Origin of the sequence: Gilliamella sp. wkB292 (genome assembly GCF_001690235.1) — a bacterium.
Taxonomy (GTDB): domain Bacteria; phylum Pseudomonadota; class Gammaproteobacteria; order Enterobacterales; family Orbaceae; genus Gilliamella; species Gilliamella apicola_F.
Map to the genome: position 1 here is coordinate 142,253 of NZ_LZGO01000078.1, position 16,090 is coordinate 158,342.

The window sequence follows — 16,090 nt, forward strand, 5'->3', positions numbered from 1 at the left end:
AAAATCACATTCTAAATCATATGAATGTGATTTTTTTATTATTTTCTCAATAATTATAAGCTGCTTAACATGGCTAAACAGAAAATTGATGTTATAAAACATACTAAATCCTTTCATAGGAGTTAGTATGCCTAATTATTGAAATCGATAAATCAGTTTTTACTCTTCATATTACCTCTATCTTTTGTAAAGAAAAGTAAAGCACAAAATGTCTTTATAAACTTGAATAATCGTGTATTATTTGACGCGTTTGAGTAAATTTTCACCATTTGATTCTGTATTATGACTATAAGGAATAGAACAATGAATTTAAGACAAAACATAAAAATAGCGTTAGGTTTAGGATTGTTCACACCATTAGCTGCAATGGCTTTAGATATAAATGGTAAACAAGTTTTTACCGAAGAAGTCAATATTAATAAAATAGATGATTCTACGGAAAATAACTCTTTACTTAAATCAGGTATTATAATTAATAAAAATAGTGAAGCTACTTTTAATGAAAATGTGAATATTAATTTATCTGAAACAGTTAATCCTTCCGTAGGAGAAGCTGATCATATCAGTTTAACAGGATTAAATATTATTGATTCAAATAATAATACAAATTCTCGTACAATCTTTGAAAAAGATCTAGTTATCAATGTAAAAGGTTATCATCCCAGCGCTATCTCAATCAGCCCAGATCATTTTTCACAAAATAAAGCGGATCATGGCGATATTTATGTAGAGGTCAAAGGAAAAACTATTTTAAATAGCTTTGATGATGCCGGAGATGACGACTATTATTCAGGATATTCTATTGACATGGAAACTGGAACATTAGTACTAAGTGGGGAATCCTGGATTAATAATGGTATTCATGTTACTGGGCATAATGAAGATTTAACAGGACTTAAAACAAATCTAATAATAAAAAATAAATCAAATATTTATGGAACAATCGAAGCTTATGATAGTGGTAATATTAATCTTGATTTGGCAGAAGGCTCAAAAATACAGGCCGATTTAATTGCTGAGGATAACGGAATAATTAACTTAAAATTGGCTTCAGATTCAATATTTATCGGTATAGCAGACAGCAGAGATCAATTTTTTGACTCAGATATAGATGATAAAGCTCACCCCGGATTTATCAATATTGATCTAAGTAAAGGCGCCCTTTGGAATATACTTGATAGAGAGGTAGATGAAGACGAAGACCAAGATTTTAATTCCTATATCACGCAATTATCAGGTGCTGGTTCGGTTACATTTGATCACAATACTCAAACTCGATCGCCATCTTTCAAAAATTTAACTGTTGAAAACCTAAAAGGTGCATTAACTTTCACAATGAGTACCGATATCGTTGCTGAAAAAAGTGATAAACTCATTATCACAAAGTCGGCTGAAGGTCATCATACCCTTAATTTAATTAATAATGGCTCTTCAAAAACCACAGGACAAGAAAAATTAACATTGGTAGACATTAATGAAAATGCGACCAGCACCGCTGAATTTAAAACCGATCATCAAGTTGAGTTAGGTGGATATAAATACCATTTAACTAAAGATGGAAATAATTGGGTATTAGTGAGTAATGGCACTGTTACTAATACAGATAAAAATGATAATAACACAAGCTCAAAACCACAAATTACAACAACAGCAAATGCCAGTGCTGGATTCTTAAATGCCAACTATTTAATGAGTTATGTTGAAACACAAACATTATTAAAACGTTTAGGTGATATGCGGAATAGTGGTACGTTTGGCGATGTTTGGTTAAGGGGCTTTTCTGGAAAATTAGATTCATTTTCGAGCGGTAAATTAAGTAAGTTTGACATGAATTATCATGGATTCCAGTTCGGTGCCGATAAACAGTTATCAGAAAACACACCGTTTGTTATTGGTGCCTTTGTTGGCCAAACTTATGGTGATCCTGACTACCGTAAAGGCGATGGTTCTTTAAGATCATTTAATACAGGGCTTTATACAACGTATTTAGATGAAAGTGGTTTCTACCTAGATGGTGTAGCAAAATATGCACGTCAAAAAAATCATTTCAAAGTCAGGGATACTGCTGATAATCGCGTTCAGGGTACCGGTCATACCAATGGACTTGGCGTATCATTAGAGCTAGGTAAAAAATATCAAATTAACGATTTTTATATTGAACCACAAACGCAAATAGCTTATAGCCACCAAAATGGTACATCAATTAATGCAACCAACGGGCTTAACGTCAAATTAGGTAACTATAACTCATTAATTGGTCGTGCTTCTGCATTGTTTGGTTATCAAGTCAATACCGAAAATAGCAACATTAATCTTTATGCTAAAACAGGCATTGTTCGGGAATTTGATGGCGACACTTATTACAAACTAAATGGAAATAAAGAGAGCCATTCATTTGAAGGAAACTGGTGGAATAACAGCATAGGTGTAAGTGCTCAAGTTAATAAAGCACATACTATCTACCTTGATGTTGAAAGCTCTACGGGTAATCGATTTAATTTACTACAAGTGAATGGTGGTTACCGTTATTCTTTCTAATCTAACCAGACCATAAAGCCGCATTATAATATAAAAACTAAAAATCACATTCTAAATCATATGAATGTGATTTTTATCTCAATAAATCAGCAATTTTCTTACCGTATCATCTATTGATCAAATAGAGAACATAGTCTGCTATTTTACAATGTTTTTATTTAGAATGAATTCATATAGATAAATGGTGAAATATTTATTCCCGCTAAGTGAAAATAATTTGACATTTATTATTTAAATGATAATAATTCTCATTAACATTTAAATAATAATACTTATGTAAAAAAAAGATAACTATTTCTAACAATTATATCAGATATAACAACTCACGACTTTGTTACTATTTAATTGATTTATAGTATGTTATACAACAGGAGCTGATAATGAAACTTAATTTGTTCAATAACAATAAAACAGTATTTAGGACGATACTGTCATCGTTAATTATAATTGCTGGACTATTTTGTTCAGCCCAAGCAGCCGAAAAAAAATTTAAAGTCGTGACAACTTTTACCGTGATCCAAGATATGGCCAAAAACGTCGCCGGTGATGCCGCTGATGTTGAATCGATTACTAAAGTGGGGGCCGAAATCCACGAATACGATCCGACACCACAAGATATTACTAAAGCCCTTTCTGCTGATTTAGTATTATGGAATGGCCTTAACTTAGAATTATGGTTTAAACGTTTTTTTGAAGATATTAAAGATGTGCCTTCTGTTGTAGTTACTGAAGGGATTGAACCGATGCCAATTCAAGAGGGTAGTTATAAAGGTAACCCAAATCCTCATGCTTGGATGTCTCCGACACTTGCTTTAACTTATATAGAAAATATTCGCGCAGCTTTTGTTAAATATGATCCTAAACATGCTGATACTTATAACAAAAATGCAGCTGACTATATTGCCAAGATAAAAGCGCTTGATGCCCCACTACGTGAACGTTTAACTAAAATTCCTAACGCTCAACGTTGGTTAGTAACCAGTGAAGGGGCTTTTAGCTATCTAGCTCGAGATTACAATTTAAAAGAAGCTTACTTATGGCCCATTAATGCAGAACAACAAGGAACACCAAAACAAGTTAAAAATCTTATCGACTTAGTCAAAGCAAAAAACATTCCTGTATTATTTAGCGAAAGTACCATTTCAGATAAACCAGCAAAACAAGTAAGCAAGGAAACCGGTGCCAAATATGGAGGCGTTTTATACGTCGATTCTTTATCAACAAAAGATGGGCCTGTACCTACATATATTGATTTATTAAAAGTTACTGTTGAAACAATAGCTAAAGGATTTGAAAAATAATGACTCAAATTTGCCTAAATGTTGATGATATTACCGTGACTTATAATAACGGTCACACCGCAATTCATGATGCAAGTTTTAAGCTCAATGGCGGCACCATATGTGCCCTTGTTGGCGTAAATGGAAGCGGTAAATCGACGCTGTTCAAAAGTATTATGGGAATGATCAAACCAACTCAAGGACGCGTAACATTTAATAATATTCCAGTAAGGCAGGCATTAAAGCAAAATATCATTGCTTACGTTCCACAGACTGAAGAAGTTGATTGGGACTTTCCCGTTTTAGTTTCTGATGTTGTGATGATGGGACGATACGGGCATATGTCTTTTTTTCGTATTCCGAGTCAGGAAGATAAAAAACAAGTTGATATTGCACTTGAACGCGTCAATATGCTTGATTTTAAACATCGACAGATCGGTGAACTTTCAGGTGGGCAAAAAAAACGTGTTTTTTTAGCTCGAGCATTGGCTCAGCAAGGAAAAGTATTGTTATTAGATGAACCCTTTACCGGTGTTGATGTTAAAACAGAAAATGCAATCATTGATTTGCTCAAAGCACTACGTAAAGAAGGGCATTTAATTTTAGTTTCAACCCATAATTTAGGCAGTGTGCCTGAATTTTGTGATCAAGTGGTGTTGATTAATCAAACTGTTCTGGCATTTGGTCCAACTAAAACCACATTTACCCCTCAAAATTTAATGACAACCTTTGGTGGTGCATTACGTTATTTAAGTCTATCTGGTGCTCAATTACATGAGGACGAAGATCCGCGTAAAGTGTCGATACTAACTGATGACGAACGCGCAGCGATTTTTTATGGTGAAGGTAAAGATGATTCACCTCATCAAAATTTACTTGTTGAACAGCAAGGTAATGAACCAAAAGGACAACAATAAATGGAATTCCTACTTGAACCTTTTACTTATAGCTTTATGTTTAAAGCCATTTGGGTCAGTAGCATTGTAGGGGCCGCCTGTGCGTTTTTATCGGCTTTTTTAATGCTAAAAGGCTGGTCATTAATGGGGGATGCACTTTCCCACTCAGTAGTACCAGGTGTTGCCGGTGCCTATGCACTTGGGCTACCCTATTCTGTCGGCGCCTTTTTTACAGGATTACTTGCCGCATTGGCCATTATTATGGTGCGCACCATTACTCGATTAAAAGAAGATGCAATTATTGGTTTTATCTTTTCTACTTTTTTTGCTATCGGTCTACTAATTATTTCACTCAATCCAACTTCCGTTAATGTGCAAACTATCATTTTTGGTAATATTCTTGGCATTGACGATAGTGATATGTGGCAAGTACAAATTATCATCTTAGTGTCATTTATACTTTTACTATTTTTTTGGAAAGATTTATTAATTGTTTTCTTTGATGAAACCCATGCTAGATCGATTGGCTTAAACCCCTTACCACTTAAAATTCTTTTTTTCACCATTTTAAGTGCTTGCACAGTGGCCGCTTTGCAAACGGTGGGTGCAATTTTAGTTATCGCAATGGTGGTCACTCCTGGCGCAACGGCTTACCTATTAACGAATCGCTTTTCACGTCTATTGATTATTTCGGTCGTGATTGGTGCATCAACCAGTGCAATAGGTGCTTGGGTTAGCTATTTCCTCAATGGTGAAACCGGTGGTGTAATTGTTACACTACAAACCTTAGTCTTTATTACTGCGTTTTTATTTGCACCTAAACAAGGGTTAATTTCTAACAAGCGAAAAATAAAACAATCAAAGTTAAATAAAGGGGCAAATGTATGACAGAATTATGGGATTGTATCTATTATCCATTAACCTTGCCCCTTATCCAGCGTGCTATTTTAGCCGCCATGGCAACAGGTATAGTTTGTGCACTACTTTCTTGCTTTTTGGTTTTAAAAGGCTGGTCATTGATGGGCGATGCCATCTCGCATGCGGTATTACCTGGAATTGTGTTAGCTTATTTAGCTGGCATTCCAATTATCATTGGTGCATTTGTTTCTGGCTTATGTTGCTCTGTGGCAACTGGCTACATTAAAGAACATAGCAGAATTAAAGAAGATACGGTAATGGGTATTGTCTTTTCAGGCATGTTTGCCTTTGGCTTAGTGCTCTTTTCAAAAGTCGACACATCACAACATCTAAATCATATCTTATTTGGTAGTGTGCTTGGGACAAGTTACGATGAATTAAAACAAATCATCTTAATTGCTGCCACCGTTTCAATTTTAATCATTATAAAACGTCGAGATCTTATGCTATATTGCTTTGATGCAATACAGGCTCAAGTGATCGGATTACCCGTTCGCTTATTACATTATGGTTTGCTCAGTGTGCTTGCTTTAACCATAGTCGGTTCACTCAAAGCTGCTGGGGTGATTTTAGTGATTGCCATGTTAATTTCCCCTGGCATTACTGCATTTTTACTCACTAAACGTTTTGATCTGATGTTGATTATTGCTGTAATCGTTTCGGTATTTTCAACATTGACAGGCACATTGATTAGCTACTATTCAGACGCATCTACCAGTGCCTGCATAGTTATTTTACAAGCAATTATTTTTGTTTTGGCACAGGTTTATCAATATATCATCAACAGAAAGTAGGAAACTAATTGAACTGGCGCAAAGGTTTAAAATCAACCATTTGCACATCTATATCAGCAATATAAAAGTCATTACTCGTCATCCAAATATTTACTTGAATCGGCGTAATTATCAAAGCGCGAAAACTGGCCTTGGAACTTTAATCTGACTTTACCAATAGGACCATTACGTTGCTTACCTAAAATAATTTCGGCAATACCTTTATGCTCTGAAGCCTCATTATAAACTTCATCACGATAGATAAACATAATCACATCGGCATCTTGTTCAATGGAACCTGACTCACGTAAGTCCGAGTTAACCGGTCTTTTGTCTGCTCGCTGTTCCAAACTACGATTAAGCTGTGATAAAGCAACAACAGGAATCTGTAATTCTTTCGCTAATGCTTTTAAAGAACGTGAAATTTCAGCAATTTCTAAGGTTCGATTTTCTGACATATTAGGAACACGCATAAGCTGTAAATAGTCGACCATAATCATACTCAAACCTTTATGTTCACGATAAATACGTCTTGCTCTTGAACGTAATTCCATAGGAGTTAGTCCCGATGAATCATCAATATAGATATTTTTCTTCTCTAAAAGCAATCCCATCGTACTCGATATTCTGGCCCAATCATCATCTTTCAGTTGACCTGTTCGAATACGTGTTTGATCAACCCGGGAAAGTGATGCCAACATACGCATCATAATCTGTTCTGAGGGCATTTCTAAACTGAAAATCAGCACAGGCTTTTCTTGTATCATTGCTGCATTTTCACACAAATTCATAGCAAAAGTCGTTTTACCCATCGATGGTCTTGCTGCAATAATAATAAGATCTGAACGTTGTAAACCAGCTGTTTTCTTATCTAAATCAATAAATCCGGTTGAAACACCTGTCACTCCGTCGTGTGGACGCTGAAAGAGCTCTTCAATTTTGGCAACCGTTGCCTCGAGCACATCGGTAATACTCTTTGGTCCTTCACCCTGTTTTGTTCGGCTTTCTGCTATTTGGAATATTTTACTTTCGGCTAGATCTAAAATTTCGCTACTATCTCGCCCTTCAGTTGCATAACAGTTATCAGCAATATCATTTGATGCGCTAATCAGTTCACGTAAAATCGCTTGCTGACGAATAATATCACTATAAGCAACGACATTAATTGCACTTGGGGTATTTTTAGACAGCTCAGCCAAATAGGCAAATCCGCCAACATCAGCAAGAATATCCTTACTTTCTAAACTTTCCGATAGTGTAATTAAATCAATCGGCGTACCTTTACCGACCAAGGTATGCATTTCTGAAAAAATTAATTGATGATGACGAGAATAAAAATCGCGCTCAGTAATCATTTCAGCCACAACATCCCATCGTTGATTATCAAGCATTAAACTGCCAAGCACGGCTTGTTCTGCTTCAATAGAGTGTGGTGGCAATTTGATATTATGCAGTTTTGATTTTTTTGTTTCTTTATTTTTATCATCTTTACTGGAATTGATATCATCAGTATTCATTGCATTCATCTTTTTAGTTAAATTGGATTAGTTATAAGCAATTATGCTTAATGTAAAAATAATGGACCTAAAAAAGAATTGGGGATCTGATATTCCGATGGATAGTCCACTTGAACCAAATACAACCCTTCCGGTTTTGCTGTTGCAGCAGCGAGTGTTCGATCTTTAGCTTTGAGCAAATCAAAAATCCATTGCGGCTGCTGATTGCCTGCACCGACCTCGATTAAACTGCCTACAATATTACGTACCATATGATGCACAAAAGCATTCGCTTTGATATCCACAATAATATATTCAGCTTGCCTTGTCACTTCAATATGATGAATATTACGCCAAGGGGTTAATGACTGACACTGAGCCGCTCTAAATGATGTAAAATCATTTTCGCCTAATAAATATTGCGCAGCTTGATGCATTAATGTTTCATTCAATGGCAAATAATAATGAGAAACACCCTTAGCTAAAATTGCCGGTCGATAACGATGATTATAAATCACATAACGATACCGCCTTGCCGTTGCACTAAATCGTGCATGAAAACTATGATCGACAGAGTGTGACCACCGCACAGCAATATTAGTTGGTAAATGCGAATTCACCCCCATCGTCCAGGCACCGTGTGAACGTTGGGCTTGGGTTTCAAAATGAACCACCTGCCCAGTAGCATGCACACCGGCATCGGTTCTGCCTGCGCAAAAAACGGTAATAGGTTCATTAGCGACAATCGATAAGGCCGTTTCTAACCTTTCTTGAACAGAATCGTGCGACTGCTGCTTTTGCCAACCAAAATAGTCACTACCATCATACTCAATACCCAGTGCAATTTTACAAATAGTCATTAATGAGTATCTCGAGGGTCTCTATCAGCATCAATGCGCCTAAATAACGAATATTATCTGCAACTGACCAATATTGAATTTGCTCATAATTACCATAGCTGTGCCTTAGATTAGCTAATTTTATGGTTAATTTATCTTCAGATTCAGTATTGACCTCGGTAACAGGTGTAGGTAAATCATCATTTTGCACTTCGACGCCATAGTCATTAAAACGTGTCATATCTAATTCAATGGGTAAACTACTTGACACATTGACTGATTGCGCAAGCCCATAAAAAACTGGAACAATGACCGATTCAATTGATACCGGCATTTGATAATTATTCATTACTTTGCGAATTTGATTTACTTGTGATTTTTCGCTGAGTGTCAAATGCTCAGTTTGATGAGAAATCGGTAACAAATTAAAGGCTAATTGATTATCAAATATGGCATTTTCAACTGGCATACCATTTAACAACCGAGCACTTTGCCCCGCTAATTCATCAACCCCTGATTTACCATATAAAGAGGATGGAATAAAATTAGTAACATGCAAATTGGTAAGTAATTCAATATCTGTCAAAGGTGCAATACAACGCAATAATTGGCAGACTGTCGCACTAGCAACAGCAATGATATTTTCATTACGATACTCAGTTAATACATTATTATTTACCTTAGGAACGACTAAAGGAATATGATCTTCATCGACAAAATAACCACTTGCATCAATCACAATGCAGCCCGATTGTGCTGCTATCTGCGCATACGTTTCACTGGTTTTAACGCCCGCAACAAAAAAAGCAAAATGGCATTGTCCCCAATCCATTTGACTACTATCAATAACCGTTAAATTTTTACCCGAAAAACGTACAATTTCGCCTTCACTATTATCACTGCCAACTAAATAAAGATTTTCAATTTCGAATCGATTAGCTTGTGCTAAGTTATCTTGTTGTAACAATTCAACTAATGCAGAACCAACTTGTCCTGTCGCACCAACAATCGCAATATTCCATGCAGACATATCTTAAACCTAATTAAAAAAAGTATAGGCTATTATACCATTATCTTATCTAAGATAGCGCAAAAGATCATAACAAACATGATGTAGTATCGCTAACCCATTTATGTTTAAACAAAATAGTCTATATAAACTATAGGGTAATGTAATTATCATTCGCCAACATTGATTAAAATTAATAGTTTTTAATTCTAAAATAGAATTTTAGAATTGATTATTTTTTTATTACTATTACCTTATTTTCAAATTATTCGGAAAAACTTCTATTAGTAAACGTCATATATCTTTTTAAAAAAGTTCGAACTTTTTATTTTTTCAAAATTGATAGAAAATTACTAATTGTTACCCTATTTTTTGCGTAGCACATATTCGGTCTTATTCATTATTGCTATTTCAACACCCGAAAAACAACCGACTTATTTTTAAATCATTATTGACCATCTTCATGTTGCGTCTTTTTATTATCCTCTGATAAAGGGTTACCTTCTTCCTTACAAAGCACTTCAGGATCATAATAAAAAAAATAAAATCCATCACCATTTTTTGTAGGTCTTGAATAAGCATCTGTATTTTTATGAGGTTCTAAAGAATACTTATTTTGAGCAATCAATTTAGCAATGTATTGTCTGCTCACTTTTAATAAATTAATATTACTTACGTCTTTCCATCCCAAAAGGGTAAAAATGCTTTCTGCAAGTTTTATATGGGTAGCGATAGAGTTTTTATTTACGATTAAACACCCCGATCCAAATAAAAAACCAGTAACAGTAAAACCGATGAAAAGATTCTCTAAAGAAAAGCCTAAAATAAGGTAAGTCATCAATAAAGTTAACACAATGTAAAAAATAAACATTGGCCAAAAATACATTTTTAAAGCTTGATTGCGACCTGCAAAACATAATGGAATAAGTGAAATAATTTGCTCGCTAGGTTTTAACATGGCATAGACTTCATAATAATCATCACGTTTCTCGGCTATCACTTCAACTTGATCACCATCATTAAATTTATAATAACCCAGCCAACCTTTAAGGGTAATATCATTATTAAGTTTGGCGGTAATATATTGCGCAGGAAACATGTTACTACGATCACCCCCATTAGCATGACCCAATGCGGCTAAACCTAAAGCTGTATTGCCATTTAACGTAGCCAGCAATGCCCGCTTCTGTAGTTTAACTTTTTGTTTTTCTTTTTGTGCTTCACTTAAGTAAGCACCATCAGCAAGTGGGGCATAACAAAAAAGCCCTTTAAAATCAGATAGTGTACCTGATAATTTTACTAAGTATTTAGGTGGCAACGTTGGATCTTCTATTTTGAGTCCTGTTTTTTTTAACACCTGTTCTTTATCTTTATAAGTGATATCTTTGCCGTCATATTTTGCGTAGCACATATAAGACCTCTTATTTTATTTAAATTTATTTAGGGAAAGGTGGATTAATTAAAATTTGCCACTCTGAAGCAGACAAAGTGTACTGTCCCTCTCTTTCATATCTTTCTCTTTCTTGTTCAGCATAGTAGTCTTGTAATTGTTGTTCAAATTTTTCAAATATTGCTTTAAGGGCTGTGACTTCATCTTCTAATGTTTTGTAACGTTCAAAATGACCACTTTCCCCATAAATCTGTGATTGACCAAAACGACATAGATTCATCCACTTTTCGATCTCATCTGGTTTGTTTAACTCATAGATTAATTGAAATAAAAATAATCCTACAGAAACCCAAGGATTTAAGGCAACGGCTAGTATTGATAATAACGCCCTGCCTCCATAAACTACAATAGATCTTATAAGTATTTGTGTTGTTAATTGATTTATTAAAAATACAATTCCTCTATCCAGTACTTGAATTAAACTACTTTTACCTAATTGAAAAAACAGATCAAAAGTGGATACGGCACCTATAAAAAGCGTAGAATAATAAAAGAATTTATCTAATCCCTTTTTATCTGCCGAATCTTCATTCCAATTAATGCCTACATCAATTATGCCAGATACAAATCCAAAAAAGTTACCTGAAAAATGGAAATTACTGATTGCTTTTGCGGTCAATCGCCCATTTTTACCAAATAAAGTTAACAATCGAAAACTCGCCGAAATAGCGGCCGTTCCCGCCATTGCTAAATGTAAATTTGCATTTTGTTGTTGCAATTTGGTTTTTAATGAGCTATCAGCAAGGATATAATAAATTTTAAATACATGTACGCCTAATATGCCACCTGTTAAAGCCACACCAGCTAAATTATTTTTTAAACAACTTGCGAATAAATTATTGATTTTTTGATTCACATGACCTAATTTTTCAGCAAGTCTTTCACTGTTATAACTAAATTTATTAATAAGATTATTAATTAAATGATGATAGGCCTCCATTTTGCATTTAAGTGCTTCTTTTGATAAGGTAGACGGCGCGGTCATAACAAAAAAGGCTTCAGCAAAGGCTGAAGATAAATTACCTGCTTTTTGTTGTAAATATTTTAATAAAATTGTTATTACTGCGCCGCTTGCCTGTTTCATAGGCTGTATGTAAGCTGCTGTGATTTGATCATCAATGGAGTCACCATCGATAAGCGAGTTTCGTTGGCTATCAAACAAGGAGAGTAATTCTTTGACGGCATCTAATTCTTTATGTTCCTCTTGTGGATTTGACAGTGAATTACTAATACCATTAATACCCTCAGCTAAATTAATGAAAATTTTATTTTCTTCTGATTCGCCTTGATAAAATTCTAAAACGGTTTCTAAGTCATCTAATAATTCACCATAATTAAGGATGCTCATTGGTGACGTTTTATCTAATGAGAGTAGAAAATTTACACATTTTTTCTGTTTTTCTTTATCAAGTTTTCGATTAGCAAATACGGCTGACCATAAAATATTATGGCTATCAAGTACCTGATCTTCAATAAGTTGATTAAATAAATCTTGAACTTTGTCACTTTTTACTTGTATGCCTAATGACATTAAAATATCGTTAGCAAAAGACAAGTAATGATCACTATCTCGGGCAAAATCATCCGCGGCTAATGAGAGTGGATGTTGATCTTTTTGTTTGCTGCAATCCACCCATAAAATTAAATCATCAATCAATGCTTCAATATAATTGCCATGCTCTCGTAAAAAGGCTGCATATTGTTGTCTGTATGGCTTGTAATCTCTATTTAATTTTTTTTCATATTTTTGCCATCGTTTTTCAGCTGATTCATCACTTTTATTTTTTTCATGCCAACTCTTTTCATAAGCTTCTGCTTTTAGTTTAAATTCTGCATCAATCATTTTCAATTCAGCAGATAAACGGCTGATTTCTGACAAGCTTGCATTATCTTGCAACTTATATATATTTTCAAAAATTCGAGCATATCTATCTTCACCAATAGTTTCGATTAGATAATTTTCCTGAATAAAATTTACTAAATCCGAAGCATCGATTTTTAATCTTAATACTCGGTATTCAATGTCCGGAGTATAGGGTGTTATGATATAGTTATATTTAGATTGTTTAACAATATTAAGCACCCGTAAACCTTTGGCTTTTTGCGCATCATTCCACACAATTATACGTGATGTATCTGTTCCTAAAACGCCACCGTTGTAGGGTTGGATTTTTTGATTAAAATATTTGGCATCTGCTAAATATTTTTGATTGGTTTGACGAATATGCTGTTTAAAAGTACCTGCACTTTTCGCATAGTCATTACTTTTTATTATTTTTTCGAATAAATCAATACCACTACAACAGGCATTTTCGCGTTGCCGTTCTGTCATGACTTTTTTCATCGCGCTCATCGCACTGCTGCACCAATTACTTAATTCAGCTGCAATACCAATACTGTCCATAACCGCAACCATCATTGGTGAACTGTTTGTATTATTTCTCTCCTTGGATTGCATTTTATTATTTAGTAACGTGGCATAGTTTTCTTGTGCAGGTTTTTCTTTACTATAATCACGTACTGCCCCCCAAGGTGTTACACTAGTTCGTTTTTTACTTAGCTTGTTATCATACTGAAATGGATTACCTGAAACGATTAAACTTTTTGAAATTATCTCACCACCGAGTGGAATTAATCCATATAAAAAGGGGAAACTTATTGAATATAAAAGAGAGTTCAATTCGGGCCTACCTTTGGCAATGTGCTTATATATTGTGTCGGTAAGTTTTACTTCCATCACTGAAGAAATTTGATTTTCATTCACTGCCGTTATGCCGTCATTACTTTGAGGCGAAGATAACCATTGTTTAGGTTTTATTTTTTGCATGCGTTTATCGCGTTTATCTTCATCTTGATAGTATTGATTAAACGTGTCATAACTCCATTTACATTCGCTGAACGCTAACCATGCAGTATTACATTTATCCGGTTTGGCAATAGTAATGAAGGCGATATTAGTTGAGGAGTGTTCAACATTGCCACAAGTGGTGTCAGTATCTGATAATGGAATGGATTTTTGATTTGACTGTATACTTTGTTGAAAGCGATTAAGTTCTAATTCTTTGCTAATATCCTGTTGCCAAAAGCCACCTTGTTCATCGACTTTATAAACTAACACATCCAGATCGCCGCTCTTATCCTCGTACTCACAAAACACATATAAATAGCCTTCTCGCATTCTTCTTAAAACATATTTACTGTGCTTACTTAATTCTGGTAATTGTGTTTTTTTTGCCCAAGTTGGTAATTCAGCCGAGACATAATCTGGCGCTACCGCATAACGAACTGGATAAACTGGCAATCCTTGAGATTTACATTTACTACATAAGCTCATGACTTATTTCCTTCTAAGTGGACAGTTAAATCATTTTTGACAATTTGCCATTGTGCTGCATCTATATTTTTTAATTGTCTAATTAAAGATGATGTCTTATTGTTTTTGATTTCGTTTTGTATAATTGGGTGTTGAATAAAGTCAGGATGTATCACTAAGCTATAGTAGGCGTATTCGGATAAATCATGCTTATCACTATACCCCCTTTGAATAGCATCTTGAAAAGATTGCATAATGATAATGTCAGCTTGTGCTTCTTTTAGTGAATAGTCAGGATAAAAAAAGTGATAACGAGCTATCGTTTGATTACGACTTTCGATAAAATCCAATTTTTGCCATTGTTCGTCAATAATACCCAAATTATAAGATAAGTTTTTAATAGGACTTCGTAGATTTTTTTCAGTTATCAATACACCATCACTATTGATATATAGCCAAGCATTTACAGGGTTAACTAAAAGCTGTTTTTGCCCTTCAATCAATATATTTGAAAGTGGTGATAGTATTGCTGGATCAAAATAACGTAATAATTGATTTCCATCATCAGATGATTGTATTGAAATATATCCTAATTCTTTCGCTAATTGTTGTTGTATAAATGGGGAAAATATCCATCCAAACACAAAACGAGGCTCTGCCATCAAAACAGCTTTAGGATCAATTTCTAAATAACTGTATTCAATAGTCATTTTTAAAATAGTTTGATCTTGTGGTTGCTTCAAATCTAAAGCAATCAATCCTGGTGTAAATTTTATGTTATAGTTTCTATACTCAAATAATGTTAATTTTTTTTCACTAACACTTGCTGTTAATTTATTTTCAATAGCACGAGGCTGATAGATAAGATAAAACTGACTATTATATTCAGCAAACATTTCAATAATTTGTTGGTAAACATGTTCTATGTTTAGATTATCAAGCATTTTCTTAATATCACTTGTCTTATGTATAAATTATCCCAACTTTACATTGGCTTTTTGTTGTTTATCCGCTTCCTGAATGGCTATTTCACAACCTGTCGGTATTGATGGATTAGCAGCTAAATTTGCCGCTCCCATTTTTTGCAAGGCATTGCTTTTTATATACACATTACCAGCTGTACCGAGCTCAATCCCCTCTTCACTGATTTTGATATAAGAGCCACCACAAATTAAGGTGATTTTTTGACTGGCTGTGATTGTCAGCTCACCATCAACACTGTCAATTTTGATATCCTGCTTGGCGGCCATATTCAGGTTGGCATTTTGCGCTTGCAGGTTTATATCACCCTGGTTAGCAAAGACTTTCATCCCCGATTTGTGGGCAAATAACCCCATTGATTCACCACCAGACAGGGTGATGGTTTTTAAGGCGGTAATATCAGTCTGGTTTTCACTGGTTAAGGAAATACTGCTACTCGTAGATAGTTGGATGTTTTCAGGACTGGTTAACGCAATGCCCTCCTGTGCATAAGCTAAAATGCCACTTTGCGCCAGCTCAGTTAAGTTTGCCTTGAGCTGATTTTGACTGTCGGTATCAGCACTGTGTGCTTCCGATTGTTTAGCCGCATTTTGTAGG

General features: G+C 34.7%; 12 protein-coding genes. 5 read left to right on the forward strand and 7 right to left on the reverse strand.

Annotation, left to right across the window (positions count from 1 at the left end):
• Positions 1 to 303: 303 nt before the first annotated feature.
• The 5 genes from A9G09_RS11195 to A9G09_RS11215 all read left to right on the forward strand — a co-directional run bounded on the left by A9G09_RS11195 (position 304) and on the right by A9G09_RS11215 (position 6,426).
• Positions 304 to 2,538, forward strand: a complete 2,235-nt coding sequence (locus A9G09_RS11195) for an autotransporter outer membrane beta-barrel domain-containing protein (RefSeq protein WP_065634922.1) — start codon at positions 304 to 306, stop codon at positions 2,536 to 2,538.
• Between the two features lie 380 nt (positions 2,539 to 2,918).
• Entirely contained in the window at positions 2,919 to 3,839 is a 921-nt protein-coding gene (locus A9G09_RS11200) for a metal ABC transporter substrate-binding protein (RefSeq protein ID WP_065634923.1), read from the forward strand.
• Positions 3,839 to 4,735 carry a manganese/iron ABC transporter ATP-binding protein gene (locus A9G09_RS11205; protein ID WP_065634924.1) on the forward strand — a complete coding sequence of 299 codons (897 nt, stop codon included), beginning with the start codon at positions 3,839 to 3,841 and terminating at the stop codon, positions 4,733 to 4,735. Before A9G09_RS11200 ends, A9G09_RS11205 begins: the two co-directional genes overlap by 1 nt.
• Positions 4,736 to 5,602: a metal ABC transporter permease gene (locus A9G09_RS11210; protein ID WP_065634925.1), complete on the forward strand. Its 867-nt coding sequence runs from the start codon at positions 4,736 to 4,738 to the stop codon at positions 5,600 to 5,602. It begins immediately after the preceding gene.
• Positions 5,599 to 6,426 (forward strand): metal ABC transporter permease, encoded by an 828-nt coding sequence (locus A9G09_RS11215; RefSeq protein ID WP_065634926.1) that lies wholly within the window; start codon positions 5,599 to 5,601, stop codon positions 6,424 to 6,426. Before A9G09_RS11210 ends, A9G09_RS11215 begins: the two co-directional genes overlap by 4 nt.
• A 71-nt stretch (positions 6,427 to 6,497) precedes the next feature.
• On the opposite strand, the gene dnaB is transcribed toward A9G09_RS11215, so the two are convergent.
• The 7 genes from dnaB to A9G09_RS11250 form a co-directional block, all read right to left on the reverse strand.
• Positions 6,498 to 7,922 (reverse strand): replicative DNA helicase, encoded by a 1,425-nt coding sequence (dnaB, locus tag A9G09_RS11220; protein WP_065634927.1) that lies wholly within the window; start codon positions 7,920 to 7,922, stop codon positions 6,498 to 6,500.
• 47 nt (positions 7,923 to 7,969) lie between these two features.
• Positions 7,970 to 8,761 (reverse strand): tRNA pseudouridine(38-40) synthase TruA, encoded by a 792-nt coding sequence (gene truA, locus A9G09_RS11225; RefSeq protein WP_065634928.1) that lies wholly within the window; start codon positions 8,759 to 8,761, stop codon positions 7,970 to 7,972.
• Positions 8,748 to 9,770: an aspartate-semialdehyde dehydrogenase gene (locus A9G09_RS11230; RefSeq protein ID WP_065634929.1), complete on the reverse strand. Its 1,023-nt coding sequence runs from the start codon at positions 9,768 to 9,770 to the stop codon at positions 8,748 to 8,750. Before A9G09_RS11230 ends, truA begins: the two co-directional genes overlap by 14 nt.
• 427 nt (positions 9,771 to 10,197) lie before the next feature.
• Positions 10,198 to 11,160 carry a putative type VI secretion system effector gene (locus A9G09_RS11235; RefSeq protein WP_065634930.1) on the reverse strand — a complete coding sequence of 321 codons (963 nt, stop codon included), beginning with the start codon at positions 11,158 to 11,160 and terminating at the stop codon, positions 10,198 to 10,200.
• A gap of 25 nt (positions 11,161 to 11,185) precedes the next feature.
• Complete coding sequence (locus A9G09_RS11240; RefSeq protein WP_065634931.1) at positions 11,186 to 14,533, reverse strand: T6SS effector BTH_I2691 family protein; 3,348 nt, start codon at positions 14,531 to 14,533, stop codon at positions 11,186 to 11,188.
• Positions 14,530 to 15,456, reverse strand: coding sequence for a hypothetical protein (locus tag A9G09_RS11245; RefSeq protein WP_065634932.1), 927 nt, complete (start codon positions 15,454 to 15,456; stop codon positions 14,530 to 14,532). Before A9G09_RS11245 ends, A9G09_RS11240 begins: the two co-directional genes overlap by 4 nt.
• Positions 15,457 to 15,486: 30 nt before the next feature.
• Positions 15,487 to 16,090: DUF2345 domain-containing protein (locus A9G09_RS11250; RefSeq protein ID WP_141671577.1), on the reverse strand; the 604-nt coding region annotated here is incomplete at its 5' end.

Bases quoted from the DNA above. Each gene is read 5' to 3' on its own strand.
- dnaB (WP_065634927.1), bottom strand. From the start codon at position 7,922: ATGAATACTGATGATATCAATTCCAGTAAAGATGATAAAAATAAAGAA.
- A9G09_RS11240 (WP_065634931.1), bottom strand. From the start codon at position 14,533: ATGAGCTTATGTAGTAAATGTAAATCTCAAGGATTGCCAGTTTATCCA.
- A9G09_RS11210 (WP_065634925.1), top strand. From the start codon at position 4,736: ATGGAATTCCTACTTGAACCTTTTACTTATAGCTTTATGTTTAAAGCC.
- truA (WP_065634928.1), bottom strand. From the start codon at position 8,761: ATGACTATTTGTAAAATTGCACTGGGTATTGAGTATGATGGTAGTGAC.
- A9G09_RS11205 (WP_065634924.1), top strand. From the start codon at position 3,839: ATGACTCAAATTTGCCTAAATGTTGATGATATTACCGTGACTTATAAT.
- A9G09_RS11245 (WP_065634932.1), bottom strand. From the start codon at position 15,456: ATGCTTGATAATCTAAACATAGAACATGTTTACCAACAAATTATTGAA.
- A9G09_RS11230 (WP_065634929.1), bottom strand. From the start codon at position 9,770: ATGTCTGCATGGAATATTGCGATTGTTGGTGCGACAGGACAAGTTGGT.
- A9G09_RS11215 (WP_065634926.1), top strand. From the start codon at position 5,599: ATGACAGAATTATGGGATTGTATCTATTATCCATTAACCTTGCCCCTT.
- A9G09_RS11200 (WP_065634923.1), top strand. From the start codon at position 2,919: ATGAAACTTAATTTGTTCAATAACAATAAAACAGTATTTAGGACGATA.
- A9G09_RS11235 (WP_065634930.1), bottom strand. From the start codon at position 11,160: ATGTGCTACGCAAAATATGACGGCAAAGATATCACTTATAAAGATAAA.
- A9G09_RS11195 (WP_065634922.1), top strand. From the start codon at position 304: ATGAATTTAAGACAAAACATAAAAATAGCGTTAGGTTTAGGATTGTTC.